The organism is Thalassotalea ganghwensis, assembly GCF_053485795.1.
This window is the reverse complement of the sequence record NZ_JBQRUM010000026.1, coordinates 1-15,892: the sequence shown is the minus strand read 5'-3', so window position 1 is coordinate 15,892 and position 15,892 is coordinate 1. Positions and strand designations below refer to the sequence as shown.

Here is a 15,892-nt window from a genome sequence, read left to right as displayed (position 1 = left end):
TTGGTTAACGCTATTGTCTAACCGCCGAAGTCATCCAATAGAATGTTTTCGTCTTCTACACCCAATTCTTTAAGCATATGAATTACAGCTGCATTCATCATTGGTGGCCCACACATGTAATATTCACAATCTTCAGGCGCTTCATGATCTTTTAAATATTGCTCATAAAGTACGTTATGAATAAAACCAGTTAAACCATCCCAGTTATCCTCCGGTTGAGGATCTGAAAGGGCAACGTGCCACTCAAAGTTATCATTTTCAGCAGCTAACATGTTGTAGTCATCTTCATAGAACATTTCACGTAATGAACGAGCACCATACCAGAAACTCATCTTACGCTTAGACTTAAGACGCTTAAGCTGATCGAAAATATGTGAACGCATTGGTGCCATACCTGCACCACCACCAATAAATACCATTTCTGCGTCAGTATCTTTTGCAAAGAACTCACCAAATGGTCCTGAAATCGTTACCTTGTCACCTGGTTTCAGGCTAAAGATGTACGATGACATTTTACCTGCTGGTAAATGTAACTTCCCTGGAGGAGGTGTGGCAATACGCACGTTAAGCATAATGATACCTTCTTCTTCAGGGTAGTTTGCCATTGAATACGCACGTAACGTTGGTTCATCAACTTTAGATTCAACATCAAAGAAACCAAAGTGTTCCCAATCACCACGATATTGCTCTTCGATATCAAAATCAGAGTATTTAACGTGATACGGTGGCGCCTCAATTTGAATATAACCACCCGCTCTAAACGGAACAGATTCACCATCAGGAATTTTAAGCTTTAATTCCTTAATGAAAGTGGCTTTGTTATCGTTTGAGATAACTTCACATTCCCACTGTTGAACACCAAAGATTTCGTCTTCTAGTTCAATATCCATGTCTTGCTTAACGGCAACTTGACATGATAAGCGACAACCTTCTTTGGCTTCACGCTTAGTAATATGGCCCATTTCTGTCGGTAAAATATCACCACCACCTGAATGCACGTGCACACGACATTGGCCACATGTACCACCGCCACCACAAGCAGAAGGTACAAAAATACCTTTGTCGGCTAGTACGCCAAGTAATTTGCCACCCGCTGAAGTCGTTACCGCTTTGTCTGGGTCGCCATTAATTGAAATAGTCACGTCACCGCTAGCAACTAACTTTGATTTAGCAAATAAGATCACTAGTACCAAAGCTAAAACTATCGCAGTAAACATGCCTACGCCGAGAATAATTTCCATCGACTTTTCCTTTGTACTTACTCTAGGAGAAGGCGTTATTAAATAACCCCTTCTGCGTTAATCTTATTATAACGAAATACCACCGAAAGAAAGAAAGCCAAACGCCATCAATCCTGCAGTAATAAACGTAATCCCCAAGCCTTTCAAGCCATCCGGTACATCAGAGTATTTCATCTTCTCACGAATACCTGCTAGTAGAACGATGGCCATCGCCCAACCAATACCAGAACCTAAGCCATAAACGATTGACTCAGTAAATGTTAAGTTTTTCGCCACCATAAACGATACTGCACCGAAAATTGCGCAGTTAACAGTAATTAGCGGTAAGAAAATACCTAGCGCTTGATATAAAGCAGGGAAGTATTTATCCAATACCATCTCGAGAATCTGCACTAATGCAGCAATAACACCGATAAAGGTAATAAATGATAAAAAGCTAAGGTCTATCGACTCTTTTGGATCCGTAATACCAAGCACGCTATCTAATGCACCAGGTGCAAGAATCGCTTGATAAATCACTTGGTTAGTTGGTACAGCAATACCCAATACAACGATTACCGCTACACCTAAGCCCATAGCCGTGCTTACCTTCTTAGAAACCGCTAAGAAAGTACACATCCCAAGGAAGAAAGATAATGCGATGTTCTCAATGAATATCGTCTTTATTAATAAACTAAGATAATGTTCCATCGATTAATCCTTCTCTACTTGCGCTGGTTTCCATTGACGAATCGCCCAAATAATGAAACCGATAATGAAGAATGAGCTAAATGGCAACACCAGTAAACCATTGACTTGATACCAACCACCATTTTGAATCAATGGTAAAATTTCAATACCAAACAATGTACCAAAGCCTAATAACTCTCTAAAGAAAGCAACAGTAATAAGAATAAAGCCATAGCCCAAACCATTACCAATACCATCTAAAAAGCTAACACCTGGCTTTTCCTTCATCGCGAACGCTTCAGCGCGCCCCATAACGATACAGTTAGTGATAATCAAACCAACAAAAACCGATAACTCTTTAGATAACTGATAAGAAAACGCTTTCAACACTTGGTCAACAACAATTACCAATGACGCAATAATCGCCATCTGTACGATAATACGCACACTCGATGGTATTTGATTACGAATAATTGAAATGAATAAGTTTGAAAATGCAGTTACAAATACCACAGCTAAGGTCATTACCAAGGCATTAACCATTGAGCTGGTAACAGCTAGCGCCGAACAAATACCCAACACCTGAAGTGCAATCGGGTTGTTGTCAACGATAGGACTCGTTAAAACTTTTTTAGCATCTGAAGACATTAGTTCAACCCTCCACGATTTTTAGCAATATATGGTTGGTAGCCTTCTTCGCCAAACCAGAAACGAAGCGTGTTTTCTACACCATTACTGGTTAACGTAGCACCTGATAATGCATCAACACCGTGAATATCACCTTGCTTAGCACCACCTTTTACGACTTTCACCGCTACATCGCCATTTTCTTTGTAAATCTTCTTGCCTGGCCACTTAGCTTTCCATTTTGGATTAACGACTTCGCCGCCTAAGCCCGGAGTTTCCTTATGATCAGAGTAAACCACACTTTTAACCGTATTTAGGTCATTTTCTAGGCCAACATAACCGTACATTAAGTCCCAAAGACCTGAACCTACGATAGGAAAGACGACCGTATCTACCTTACCCGCATCATTACGAACTAAGTAGATAACCGCATTATGAGAACGACGGTTAATACCCGCGATATCGTTCTCCGGTTTGTCAGATTTAGTGACATCACGAGCGTTACGACGTTCATCAAACAATAATGGATTACCGTCAGTATACTCACCTGAATTTAAATCAATCATTTTTGCTTCAACGTATTTATTGAAGGTTCCAACGATATCTTTACCAGCTGTATCAAGTAAACCCGCAGCTTCTAGAATTTTAGTTTGTTGATCAAGTAACTTGTTAGCAACCTGTTTGTCTTTTAAGCCAGAAGCGGCTATTGACACTAATGCAGCACAAACCAAGCATACTGCAAAAACGAATGCTATCGTTCTTCCGAATGATTCTTTTTTACTAGACATTACGTGCAAGCCTCCGTTTGATGTTGCTTTGAGCAACAAAATAGTCAAACAATGGCGCGAATAAATTAGCAAATAAGATAGCTAGCATCATACCTTCTGGGAACGCAGGGTTCACCACTCGTACAAGTACTACCATAATGCCGACTAAAGCACCGAACCAGTATTTACCTGTGTTGGTAAATGATGCTGACACGGGATCTGTTGCCATAAACATCATACCAAAGGCAAAACCACCAACAACTAAGTGCCAATACCAAGGCATGGCAAACATTGCATTGGTGTCACTGCCAATTGCGTTAAATAGCATAGACGTTACAACCATACCGGCAAACACACCTAAAACAATCCTCCAAGACGCGATACCTTTATATAAAATATAAGCACCACCTAAAAGAATTGCGGCTGTTGAAACTTCACCAACAGAACCAGGAATAAAGCCCCAGAACGCGTTCCACCAATCAGCATTAACACTGTAATCAATAGTACCAGGAATTGCCGCTGCGCCTTTTGCTAAAGCAGTTGCGCCTGAAAAGCCATCGACTGCAACCCAAACTGAATCACCAGAGATTTGTGCTGGGTAAGCAAAGAATAAAAATGCGCGACCCGCTAACGCTGGATTTAAGAAGTTTTTACCTGTCCCGCCAAAAATTTCTTTTGCGACAACAACACCAAAAGTAATACCTATGGCAACTTGCCACAACGGAATTGACGCTGGCAAGATTAATGCGAATAAGATAGAGGTAACGAAGAAGCCTTCGTTAACTTCATGCTTACGCACTGCTGCGAACAATACTTCCCAAAAGCCACCAACGATAAATGTCGTGGCGTAAATCGGTAAGAAGAAACATGCCCCATAGAGCATCATACCAAACCAACCAGTTTCAGCAGTTAAACTTCCACCTAAGGCATGAAACAAGCCCACTTGCCACGTTTCTGGTAAAGTGTTGCCAAGTGCTAATGCTTCTGTAGCTTGCAAACCAATGTTATACATACCAAAGAACATCGCTGGAAATACCGCTAACCACACAGTGATCATAATGCGTTTCAAGTCGATGCTATCTCGAATATGTGTCTTACCCTTAGTGATGTAACCAGGAGTAAATAAACCAGTGGCTACAGCTTCATATAAAGCAAACCACTTTTCATGTTTACCGCCTTTTTCAAAATGCGGTTCAATATCTTCAATAAACTTTTTCAAGCCCATGACTAACCTTCCTTCTCAATAATGGTTAGGCAATCACGAAGCATTACACCGTAGTCTGATTTGCCAGGGCAAACAAACGTACACAATGCTAAATCTTCTTCGTCTAGCTCTAAGGCACCTAATGACTGAGCACTGTCGGTATCGCCGGCCGCTAAGTCACGTAATAATAAGGTGGGTAAAATATCTAATGGCATAACGCGCTCGTAGTTACCAATTGGTACCATTGCACGAGGACTGCCGTTAGTTGTCGTCGTCATGTTAAACAATTTGCTTGGGAAAAAATGCGACATGTAAGCACGCGTTACAGAAAATTTATTAGGGCCTGGATACATATACCCCATAAACTCTTTTTCACGCCCTTCAAGTACTATCGCAACTTGAACGTGGTAACGACCTAAATATGCATGTACGCCTTTTGCAGTTTTCCCTTGTAATAGTGAACCTGAAACAATACGGGTTTCACCTTCGTTTGCTTCATCTGCACATAAATCGACAAGATTCGCACCTAACGTCGTACGTACTAATCGAGGGTTTTTCGCAGCAGGGCCTGCAAGTGAAATTACGCGAGTATTGTCAAGTTGCCCAGTTGTGAACAGCTTACCAAACGCAATAACATCTTGGTAATTCAAATGCCATACCACGCGATCTGCGCTAGCTGGTTTTAAAAAGTGGATTTGTGTACCCACTAAACCTGCGGGATGTTTACCTTTAAATTCAGTAACCACCGCGTTAGCGGCTGCAGGAATATTGGCACCTGGCGCTTTAGAAACAAACAATTCGCCTTCAGTTAAACGACTTAAAATCGTTAAACCATGTTGAAAAGCTTCACTTTGTTCGTTAATGATAACAGCAGGATCTGCTGCTAACGGGTTGGTATCCAATGCACTAACAAAGATTGCTGCAGGTATTGAATCAATTGCAGGAATTTTGCTGTAAGGACGCGTGCGAAGCGCTGTCCATAAACCCGAGTTAACAAGGTTATTAACAACATCTTCACGTGCTAAAGTGGCCAACTCATTGGCTGAGTATTGGTTAAACGTTTCTTGCTCGTCACCATCAATTTCAACAACGACTGATTGCAAAACACGTCTTTCACCACGGTTAATTTCTGTTACGACACCGGCTGCATGAGCTGTGAATTTAACGCCTGGGTTCTTTTTATCTTCAAAAAGTACCTGGCCTTTCTTAACGCGATCGCCTACTTTAACAAACATAGTCGGGCGCATACCCACAAACTCTTCGCCGAGTGCTGCAACGCTCTTAATGGACGCACCATCATGGATTACTTGCTGGGGAGCACCGTTAACAGGAACATCCAGACCTTTTTTTATTGTAATCATAAACACTTGCACTACTTTGACGGGAGTATAAAAACCATTCGTTACCGGCCTTGATAAACAAAATACTTCATCATGGTGATAATTTTTGGTTTCAGTGTATTTGAGTAGAAGACAGCTTTCTCACCATTTAAACTCAATTAAACAGTAAAAAAGAGCAACTACCGGCTCTAAGTTAAAAATATTCTGGTGCAAATTTTAGCACAAAAATTCCCTATTGCGCTATCTCACGATGAGACTTTTCATTAATATTTGACACACTTTGATGTTTTTTTAAACTAATCGTTTAAATAAACGAATTACCATCGACAAAAAAAGGCCAATGTTTTAAAAACATTGGCCTTTTTAAAGGTTAACCTTATTGGTTAGACTAAATTATTTATTGGTGCCAAAGGACTGACATCTTGGTCATAATCAACACCTTCAATCCCAAAGCCAAATAACTTCAAAAACTCATTATGATAGCCGACATAATCGGTTAATTCATCGATGGTATCCGTATCAACGGTGTCCCAAATATGCTGAACGCGATCTTGTACTGAATCTTCAAGCTCTTTGTAATTCTGACTTAAACGACCAGCTTCATCAATACGAGGGCTGTCCCCGTATAGGTTCTCAACAAACAATGATTGAATTTGCTCAATACAACCTTGGTAAGTGCCGTCAGCTTTCATCACCTTGAACATCGCAGAGATATACAATGGCATAATAGGAATTGCTGAACTTGCTTGAGTAACAACAGCATTTAATGAGGTAACATAGGCTTTACCATTTAACGCACCAGTCGATTCAGTGATCGCTTTTGCCGCACGATCTAAATCTTCTTTCGCTCGACCAATCGTTGCGTGACCATAAATTGGCCAAGTTAACTTCTTACCAATGTAGGTGTAAGCTGTTGTTTTAAAATTCTCAGATAAAACCCCTGCTTCAGATAACGCTTTGATCCACAGTTCCCAATCAGCGCCCCCCATAACATCAATAGTCCCTTGGATTTCTTCCTCAGTTGCCGCTTCTACAGAAACAGAGTCGATAACACGCTTAGACGTATTCAAGTTCTTGGTAGTAACCCCTTCACCGATCGGTTTTAATGTAGAAGAATATACTTCCCCGGTATCAGGATCAGTGCGGCGCGGCGAGGCTAAGCTATAAATAACCAAATCAATTTGACCTAAATCTTCTTTAATTACGTCAATTGCTTTTGCTTTTAGCTCATGAGAAAAAGCATCACCATTGATATTTTTAGACCATAAACCCGCTTCATCAGCCGCTTGTTGAAATGCTGCAGTATTATACCAACCTGCAGATGCCGTTTTCTTTTCGGTCGGCTCTTTTTCGAAAAAAATTCCTAAGGTTTTTGCACCACAGCCAAACGCAGCTGTGATTCGAGAAGCTAAACCATAACCTGTTGAGGCACCAATAACTAAAACATTCTTTGGTTTTTCAGCCGGTTGAGGCTGACTTTTCACATAATCTATTTGCTCTTGAACATGAGCAGCACAACCAATTGGGTGTGCATTTGTACAAATAAAACCACGAATTTTAGGTTGAATGACCATATAATCGCCTTAATTTAATCTTTATATTTGAAAATTGCCGCCTAGTTTACTCGAGCAGAGTAAACTAAGAGGTACGAGCAGTGCATTGATTCTGGAAAATCGTTCAATATCACCCCTTCAGTGTTCAACTTAACGGTGTTGATAATAATCTTGTAACGTTAACTCATTGTATTGACGGATCGACATTAAAAACGCATTGTAAGACTGCCACACTTTAGCAAACTGAGCATCCGAGGCTACCTGCTCATCAATCACTTCTTGAGTATATTTTTTCAAAGAAGCCAGAACATCGTTGGGTAACTTTTTAAGCTGGACATTATGTTCATTCACTAATGTTTGCAACGCGGCATTATTGCGAGCGTTATATTCATCTAGCATATCTTGGTTAATTGCACGAGCAGCAACTTCTACAATTTTTTGTAAATCTTTTGGCAATGCTTTGAGCGCTTTTTCATTGACGATAAACTCCAATGCAGTACCAGTTTCATGCCATACCGATGAATAATAGTATTTAGCTGCTTGATGAAAACCAAACGCTAAATCATTGTACGGTCCAACCCATTCTGACGCATCAATAGCGCCACTTTGAAGAGATGAAAAAATTTCGCCACCAGTTAAAGTAACAGGAATACCACCAGCTCTTTTTAGTACCTCACCTCCCAAACCGGGTATACGCATTTTTAACCCTTTGATATCTTCAAGGCTATTAATTTCTTTTTGAAACCAACCAGCAAACTGAGCACCAGAGTTACCACCAGCAAAAGGCACGACACCAAACGGTTGGTATAACTCTCGCCATAACGCCAAGCCGCCACCGTAGTGCAACCACGCGTTGTATTCTGTGGCTGTCATGCCAAAAGGTATCGCACTAAAAATAACTGAAGCGGGCATTTTACCTTTCCAGTAATAAGCACCGCTGTGCCCCATTTCCACTGTGCCTTGAGAGACGGCATCAAACACTTCAAAACCCGGTACTAGCTCACCCGCACCGTACACTTGAATAGTTAAACGTCCATCACTCATTTCATTGACAGTTTTGGCAAAATTTTCTGGCCCTACGCCTAAACCTGGGAAGTTCTTCGGCCAAGATGTCACCAGTTTCCATTTAAAGCTTTGCTGTTTAATTGTTGTTGCGCCATTGTCTTGCTTGGCAGCTTTATCACCACATGAAGCTAATAAAATGGTAGCCAACACGCCAGCAGAAAGTTTTTTAATCAATGAAAATTTCATATTCATTCCATAGTATTGTTGTTTGTTAACCGTAAATTTGTTCTGGCAACCAAGTAATCAATCCTGGCCAAAAAGCAAGCGCTAATAATAGCAACAATTGCATAATAATAAAGGGGATCACGCCACGATAGATTGCCGCTGTTTTAACTGCCTTATCAGCAACACCTCTCAAATAGAATAAAGCAAAACCAAACGGAGGCGTTAAAAAGGAGGTTTGTAAATTAATAGCGATCATAATACCAAGCCAAATAGGGTCCAACCCCATCGCCAACAATATTGGAGCTACGATAGGCACGACAACAAAAGTAATTTCAATAAAATCGAGAATAAAGCCAAGTAGAAAAATAACCAGCATAACAATTAGCGTAGCACCGACGACTCCACCAGGCATATCGCTAAAGAAACTGTGAACCAACTCTTCGCCGCCAAAGCCTCGAAATACTAATGAAAACAAACTGGCACCGATTAAGATCATAAAAACCATCGAGGTAATTTTAACGGTACTTTGCATTACAGCGCGCAAATTCTCTATGCTTAGTTGTCCTTGTAGCAATGCCAACAATGTCGCGCCCATAGCTCCAACGCCTGCTGCCTCTGTTGGTGTCGCGTACCCCAACAAAATAGACCCCAAAACAACCACCATCAGCATTAATGGCGGAAATAAGGCACCAATTAATAAACGCCATGTCGAGCGACCTCGTTGTATTTCACTGATATCCTCATCCGTTAACGCAGGCACTGACTCTGGTTTAAATAACGCGTAAGCAAAGCAATAGCAGACATACATCGCGACCAAAATCAAGCCTGGAATGAACGCTCCAGCAAATAAATCACCAACAGAGACGGTTTCAGGGTTAAAAATTCCCATTGATAGCTGCGCTTTTTGATAAGCGCTAGATAGGACATCGCCTAATAATACCAACGCTATTGACGGTGGAATAATTTGTCCAAGCGTGCCTGTTGCACAAATGATCCCAGTTGAAAACTCTTGCTTGTAGCCTCGTTTTAGCATGGTCGGTAAAGACAACAACCCCATAGTCACAACGGTTGCGCCAACAATACCTGTGCTTGCGGCTAACAACATGCCGACCAATGTCACTGATATTGCCAAGCCACCTTTTATCCGCCCTAGTAATAATGACATCGCATTCAGTAAATTTTCTGCAATTTTTGAGCGCTCTAACATCGCTCCCATGAATACAAAAAGCGGCACGGCTAACAAAGTTTGATTATTTAATACCCCATAAATTCGGTTAGGAAGCGCATGAAGAAAAGCTGGCTGGAAAACATCCACTGCGATACCGATCCCAGCAAAAATTAGTGCGGTACCAGCTAAGGTAAAAGCAACAGGATAGCCAAATAGCAGTATGATACATACCACTATGAACATCAAAATAGCGATATATTCCATTAACAAGATTCTCCCTGATGATGTCGTAATATCAAGAACTGACGGCTGGCTTCAGCGATGCCTTGCAGCAACACTAAAAATGGAAGTAATAAAATCAGCGTTTTATTAAGATAAACAAAAGGTAGACCACCCGCCTCACCCGATTTCTCTAAAATTTTCCATGACGCCATGACATAGTCAAAGCTTAAATAAAAAATCGTACTGCACACGGGCACCAATAAGAACACCGTACCTAAAAAATTAACCCAAGCTTGTTTTCGATGTGAAAATCTTTGATAAAAAATGTCTACCCTGACATGTCCATCAGCTTTAAGGGTATAGGCGCACCCGAGCATGAATACGATGCCATGAAGGTAAAGTACCGACTCTTGCATTGCAATCCAACCTAAGTTAAAGCCGTAGCGCAATAAAACAATTAAAAAGCTCAGTACCACCATTAAAAGTGTTAACCAAGCAATCGCTCGCCCGGTCAAGTCTGTAAATCTATCGATAATATCGATCGCACTTTTAAACGACGACATAAATCTATCCGCTGTTATTTTTATATTGCGTGGAAGTATACCGACTGTTAGTGCATTTTTGTATGTAATTAACAAAATTAGTCACTTACCCACTCCACAAAGCCAACGCTAGATAAAACAATTGAAATGCAAAGCCCATTAATTTAGTAAATAACCTAACTTTTGTATAAGAAGCACCAAAAAAAACAATAAAATCAGATGTTTAGAGTGGACATTTCTTTGTAGCGTGATACTTTTGACTAAATTCAAGTTTTACTGTTGTGGGAATAGTCAGCTATTTCAAGGCAATATAACGCAGAAGTTAATAGAAAAAGGCGTAAGATATATATTTTTTAAGCAGAGCTAAGGTTAACTAGTCTATGGTGCAATGAATATTAACAGGTAATGCCAAGTAAGGCATTGTCTTCGTTGTTCTTATCTAGTCAGTACTTGCAAACCTATTGTCTATCAAACAGAGTCAATCTGATACTAAATATAAAAACATCATTTGCACCGTTACAACATAGACATTGTTACGGTGCAAATCTACTTAGCTAATCGCAGGGGTTACTGAGCTTTTACTTCCCCCGAGACATTTAGGGGATAACGGGGTATTGTCTTGGTAATACTCTCGCCACTCTTTTTCTGTGTAGGTATGTAAAGCAAGCGCGTGTATGTGTTCGGCAAGTTCAGTTGCCAATACGGCGTTTACCGCTCGATGACGTTTTATTAAACGCTCTCCCTCGAAATCAGGCGCAACGATAATCACTTTGAAATGTGACTCACTGCCGGGCGCGACATTGTGCTGATGACTTTCATTAATAACGTCTAAGTATAACGGAGAAAAAGCAGATAATAATTTTTGTTCAATAACAGCTTCAATCGACATTCTTTTCCCTTAATTTTTGATTAAGTACATCTATAAATATAGTTTGAATTGCATGCTTAACCATCTATCTAGATGGCCAAATATCCAAATTTTTGCTAAGCAATTGCAAAGTAAATAAAAATAAATTCAAATAAATTTATCTCATTATTTGCCTAAACGTGAGATTAATTCGTGGCCCTTTTTGTATACGGGATTTTGGTAAAGCATGCTGATAGTTTAATTGACTTTTATCGCGCATTACCAATAAAGATCCTGATTGTAACGCGATTTTAACGCGCTCTCCAGAGCTTTTATGCTTAAGAGAAAAGTCTCTAGTAGCACCAAAAGAGAGTGACGCGATAATCGGGTCACTGCCTAGTTCTGGCTCATCATCACTATGCCATCCAACAGAGTCTTGATGATCTCGATAATAATTAATTAATACTGAATTAAACGCGTGTTGGCAAAATTGACTTACCTTATGCCTCAAGTCAACTAACACTGGAATCCAAGGCTCGGGATTCAAAGTTAAATTAGAGTATTGATAACTCAAATCCTGATCAGCATACCAGGCTTGCAGCCGAGGAATATTGACCATTTTACCAAACATTTGGAGCTGATCTTGTCGCCAAGCAATTTCTTGCTGTAGCAAGGTTAGATAATCATCGCTTTCAGCACTTGGAATATAATGAGGAAAATACTCAATGTTAGCCTCTTTAACTGCAACTTTAATAACAATTTCCCGCAAATTAGTTTAGGCAATTAAGGTTTTAGTTTATCATTGTCTGTTATGAAAAACAGTAAGTAAGATTATGATCAGTCCTTTTCTTGTCGAATTAAATAACCAGCACAAAAATCTTTTTCTCGAACGATACCCAGCAAACCAAGTCAATCGAAGTTTGCAAGCGTGGGATGCAGCTGATGAATTACTTTGCAGCTATGTTGATGAGCAAAATTTACTAAATAATGACACCAGTCTGATCATATTTAATGACACTTTTGGTGCTTTATCGGCAAACTTTCATCAAGTTAATCACTGCTCTGTTAATGATTCAATTGTTAGTCAGTTGGGATTACGTCATAACTTTTTATTAAATAACTTGCCTGTAGATAATGTCAATTTATTGTCCAGTCTTGAACCTCTCCCCAATAACGGCACATTAATTCTTTATAAAATTCCAAAGAATAAAGCGTTATTAATTGAACAGCTGATCCATATAAAAAATACCGCATCTCCAGATGCTATATTTATTGCAGCTGATAAAGCGAAGCAAATCCAAAAGTCGACCCTTGCGCTATTTGAACAATATTTGGGAACAACTTCGACTTCATTAGCTGTTAAAAAAGCGCGTTTAGTGTTCAGCCAACTTAACGTAACAACAAGCTATCAAGTGCCTGCCCCAGTTAGCTGGCAATTGCCTAACAGCAAGTTCACGATTACTAATCTGGCCAATGTCTTTGCTCGGGATAAGCTTGATATCGGTGCTCGACATTTTATCCAGCACTTAGGAGACACTCAGCCCTTAAGCGAGGTTATTGATTTAGGCTGTGGCAATGGCGTCGTTGGCTTGTCGATTCTTGCTCAAAATCCAAATGCCAAAATAACCTTTGTTGATGAATCATACATGGCCGTTGAGTCAGCCAAACATAATGTTGCGACCAATTTTCCAGATCAATTATCACAATGTAGGTTTATCGTTAACGATTGCCTCACCGATTTTGATAGCAATTCAGTTGACGCCGTATTTTGTAATCCCCCTTTTCATCAACAAAATGCTGTCACGGATCATATCGCGTGGCAAATGTTTAAAGACAGTTACAAAGTTTTAAAAAAAAATGGTCAGTTGCGGATTGTCGGTAACCGACAGCTTGGTTACCATATCAAACTCAAACGAATTTTTGGTAATAATCAACTTATTGCCAGTGATAACAAATTTGTCACCTTATCATCGATAAAAAAATAAGAGCTCCTATATTGAGATAGCTTTTATTCCTATGTTTTACTAGTAAAGAAAAACCTCACTAGATAGCTCTGTTATTGCAAACAACAATCCCAATGAGCTAAATGGGGAAACAGAAAAAATGTTTCAGTACAAGTCTAGTTGTACACTCTAAGTTCAATTTTTTCACTACTACCAATTATTGATTTTGTGGTGGCCTCCTAAATTTCTTACGAAGCGATCTTATCAGCCTCTAATTAAGTGGCCAAATTCGTTATACCACTACAGTTGTCAGCCCTAAATGGGAGAGAAATATTAATGGAGATACTTTACCTAGAGAGTGTACTGTTAAGTTAATTAGTAAAAAATGCCCTAACTCAGAAAAATACTACTATTCGTTACTTTGGATGGCCCTCGAACCAGGTACAAAAAAACAAAAATTTTGGCTAAAGTTTTTTCAGCAATTACCTCTAAGCTATAAACGACTTCTTAGACAAGGCTTAAAAAATACTTTGCGCAATGAAAGGTTAAAATTTGTCAACTTCAGAAAATTAAGACGAATATTTTCATATTTAAATGAAAATGCATTAGCCTGTTTGATCGCATTACTGAAAATTGAACAAAGCTATGAAGATGAAAGCAGCATGTGGTACCAACTCATTGAGCAACATGTTTATGCTTTGCTATTACATTTATTATCTACTCAACCATACGCACCTTATCGATATGAGCTCTTCAGCTATTTTCGAGAGCATGTTGTAACTGTTGAAACAAATAAACTATGCAACAAAAAGCTATGGAGCAAAACTAGTGAACAATTAGATTTAGATTTAACTTTATTCAATGATGCTATTGAGTTAGCTGTTGACAAACACCTTATTAAAAACAAAAAAGATAAGTCTGAATTCATCTTCTTTTTACCTCTTTCTCAGATATTAGTAATTTGTTTTGAGCTTGCAAATGATGACTTTTCTGAAATGACTAAAAGACTCAAACTTAAAAGTATTCATTGGCTATTAAATGAAATAAATCAACTTCGCCCCAATGAGCAAAAAATTTTGATTTAAAGTAAATTGGGCATTATCACCATTTACTAATGGCAATCAATTCTGGTTCAAGTAGGCAAATAATAACGGCGAACTTAAGCATTATTATCGGTGTCAGCAACTAGTGGCGCTGCCCTCATTTGCCCACACCGCTGGTAACACCTGACCACTTCTACCGGAAACCACTGCCCAGTCTGCTGGTAATTTTACCCATAAAAAAGGTCAAACCAAATTTTCAATTTGATCTGACCTTAATGTTTCCATCAAAACAAAAAGCCACGCAAGCATAGGTCAGCGAATACGAGGCTTTGGACTCAAGCAAGCAATTATTCATGCCTTATAGATGGATAGTCTGCCACTAAAATGTTGCTATTTTCATAACTATCAATTAGAGAGTAAATCTGTTCAATATCAACACAGTGAGGTATGTTAATCGCATAGTACCCATCCAGTGCACCACCTTCAATACCACAACTTAAAGATTTAATAGATTCCAAAAAATCTCTTAAATCTGCACCATTTTTAGCTAAAATCCAAATCGTGCTATTCTGTGAAAACTCTTTGACTTGCTCAATAACATAACTGTTACCGTCTACTTTTCTAACCTTCACTAAATCATCATAAGATAATTCATCTACAAATTGAGGTATATTTTTTAATCGATAGTAGTCATTTTCTTTATCAAACCACAGGTGCTCAATTTCGACAGGTAATGAGCCAATTTGTTCATTTGACAATTGTATAGAAAGCTTCACACTATTTACGCTCATGTTTTACCTCTAATTATTACTATTTTCTGTTCTGGTTTTTTCTTTGTGACATTCATGACAGCGTAACTTGGTATTTTTGGTACTATCTTCTCCACCATCAGCCAGCCTTTTATCATGATCAACTTCACCACGATCATCATTTATTTTCTGACCTTTTTCGTTTTTGCCATTTTGCCTTTTTACTTTTTTACCACAATCTTCACAACGGTTTTCACCATTATTTTTTTCTTTATTTTTTTTCCATGTGTCATCTATAACCTTTTTATTTCTGGTTCTCTTTTTGCCACCACTTCCATTCCATATTTTTTTAGCTTCATCCGCAACCATTTTTCTGCAAGCAGATTTCATTGCGCAACTACCACCAGCTATCACAATTCTTACTATAGGGTTTTTCCCCGTTGGGTCGGTATATTTATATGGATTGTTATTCGCATAGGCATAACGATTAAACCCTTGAATATTACCTTGACTGAAATGACCAACGGTATCAACCGGATCATTCGAGTAAAAACGACCTATGACTGGATCATAGTATCGTGCCTGCATATAACTTAAGCCAAGGTCAGTATCAAACTTATGACCGGTATAGCCGACTTCATCGCGGTTATTATGATAGCCTTCACCCTTGCGCTCAATGATATCACCAAACGGTTTATAATTGGCAATACTGGTTTCACCAGCATCTTCGTTAACCGGTCTAACGCC

At 39.3% G+C, this 15,892-nt stretch carries 16 protein-coding genes; 2 read left to right on the top strand and 14 right to left on the bottom strand.

Features of this window, described 5'->3' with window-relative positions; translation table 11 throughout:
* Positions 1 to 17: 17 nt before the first annotated feature.
* From nqrF to ACSLUH_RS18215, 12 genes are all read right to left on the bottom strand, one after another.
* On the bottom strand, positions 18 to 1,241 hold the full coding sequence (gene nqrF, locus ACSLUH_RS18270) for an NADH:ubiquinone reductase (Na(+)-transporting) subunit F (protein ID WP_448569690.1): 1,224 nt from the start codon (positions 1,239 to 1,241) through the stop codon (positions 18 to 20).
* A gap of 66 nt (positions 1,242 to 1,307) precedes the next feature.
* A complete protein-coding gene (gene nqrE / locus ACSLUH_RS18265; RefSeq protein WP_448569688.1) occupies positions 1,308 to 1,931 on the bottom strand; it encodes an NADH:ubiquinone reductase (Na(+)-transporting) subunit E in 624 nt (207 codons plus the stop codon).
* Positions 1,932 to 1,934: 3 nt separating this feature from the next.
* On the bottom strand, positions 1,935 to 2,558 hold the full coding sequence (locus ACSLUH_RS18260; protein WP_448569686.1) for an NADH:ubiquinone reductase (Na(+)-transporting) subunit D: 624 nt from the start codon (positions 2,556 to 2,558) through the stop codon (positions 1,935 to 1,937).
* The gene (locus ACSLUH_RS18255; RefSeq protein WP_448569684.1) at positions 2,558 to 3,325 is read right to left on the bottom strand and encodes a Na(+)-translocating NADH-quinone reductase subunit C; all 768 of its coding nucleotides are present in this window, start codon (positions 3,323 to 3,325) and stop codon (positions 2,558 to 2,560) included. The genes ACSLUH_RS18260 and ACSLUH_RS18255 overlap by 1 nt, the downstream gene beginning before the upstream one ends.
* A complete protein-coding gene (locus ACSLUH_RS18250; RefSeq protein WP_448569682.1) occupies positions 3,318 to 4,529 on the bottom strand; it encodes an NADH:ubiquinone reductase (Na(+)-transporting) subunit B in 1,212 nt (403 codons plus the stop codon). The genes ACSLUH_RS18255 and ACSLUH_RS18250 overlap by 8 nt, the downstream gene beginning before the upstream one ends.
* 2 nt (positions 4,530 to 4,531) lie before the next feature.
* Complete coding sequence (locus ACSLUH_RS18245) at positions 4,532 to 5,869, bottom strand: Na(+)-translocating NADH-quinone reductase subunit A (protein ID WP_448569680.1); 1,338 nt, start codon at positions 5,867 to 5,869, stop codon at positions 4,532 to 4,534.
* A gap of 362 nt (positions 5,870 to 6,231) precedes the next feature.
* Positions 6,232 to 7,422, bottom strand: coding sequence for an enoyl-ACP reductase FabV (gene fabV / locus ACSLUH_RS18240; protein WP_448569678.1), 1,191 nt, complete (start codon positions 7,420 to 7,422; stop codon positions 6,232 to 6,234).
* Positions 7,423 to 7,551: 129 nt separating this feature from the next.
* A complete protein-coding gene (locus ACSLUH_RS18235; protein ID WP_448569676.1) occupies positions 7,552 to 8,652 on the bottom strand; it encodes a TRAP transporter substrate-binding protein in 1,101 nt (366 codons plus the stop codon).
* Positions 8,653 to 8,677: 25 nt separating this feature from the next.
* Positions 8,678 to 10,063 (bottom strand): TRAP transporter large permease, encoded by a 1,386-nt coding sequence (locus ACSLUH_RS18230; protein WP_448569674.1) that lies wholly within the window; start codon positions 10,061 to 10,063, stop codon positions 8,678 to 8,680.
* Positions 10,063 to 10,584 (bottom strand): TRAP transporter small permease subunit, encoded by a 522-nt coding sequence (locus ACSLUH_RS18225; RefSeq protein WP_448569672.1) that lies wholly within the window; start codon positions 10,582 to 10,584, stop codon positions 10,063 to 10,065. The genes ACSLUH_RS18230 and ACSLUH_RS18225 overlap by 1 nt, the downstream gene beginning before the upstream one ends.
* A gap of 529 nt (positions 10,585 to 11,113) precedes the next feature.
* Positions 11,114 to 11,452 carry a BolA family protein gene (locus tag ACSLUH_RS18220; RefSeq protein WP_448569670.1) on the bottom strand — a complete coding sequence of 113 codons (339 nt, stop codon included), beginning with the start codon at positions 11,450 to 11,452 and terminating at the stop codon, positions 11,114 to 11,116.
* 136 nt (positions 11,453 to 11,588) lie between these two features.
* Positions 11,589 to 12,179, bottom strand: coding sequence for an alpha-ketoglutarate-dependent dioxygenase AlkB family protein (locus ACSLUH_RS18215; RefSeq protein ID WP_448569668.1), 591 nt, complete (start codon positions 12,177 to 12,179; stop codon positions 11,589 to 11,591).
* A 64-nt stretch (positions 12,180 to 12,243) separates the two neighbouring features.
* Between ACSLUH_RS18215 and ACSLUH_RS18210 the strand changes: the two genes are divergently transcribed.
* Together ACSLUH_RS18210 and ACSLUH_RS18205 are read left to right on the top strand one after the other, a co-directional pair.
* Positions 12,244 to 13,395 (top strand): methyltransferase, encoded by a 1,152-nt coding sequence (locus ACSLUH_RS18210; RefSeq protein ID WP_448569666.1) that lies wholly within the window; start codon positions 12,244 to 12,246, stop codon positions 13,393 to 13,395.
* Positions 13,396 to 13,778: 383 nt separating this feature from the next.
* Positions 13,779 to 14,438 (top strand): hypothetical protein, encoded by a 660-nt coding sequence (locus ACSLUH_RS18205; RefSeq protein WP_448569664.1) that lies wholly within the window; start codon positions 13,779 to 13,781, stop codon positions 14,436 to 14,438.
* Positions 14,439 to 14,743: 305 nt separating this feature from the next.
* Here ACSLUH_RS18205 and ACSLUH_RS18200 read toward each other — a convergent pair whose 3' ends face one another.
* Both ACSLUH_RS18200 and ACSLUH_RS18195 read right to left on the bottom strand, forming a co-directional pair.
* Positions 14,744 to 15,187: a DUF4265 domain-containing protein gene (locus ACSLUH_RS18200; protein WP_448569662.1), complete on the bottom strand. Its 444-nt coding sequence runs from the start codon at positions 15,185 to 15,187 to the stop codon at positions 14,744 to 14,746.
* Between the two features lie 9 nt (positions 15,188 to 15,196).
* Positions 15,197 to 15,892: RHS repeat-associated core domain-containing protein (locus ACSLUH_RS18195; protein WP_448569660.1), on the bottom strand; the 696-nt coding region annotated here is incomplete at its 5' end.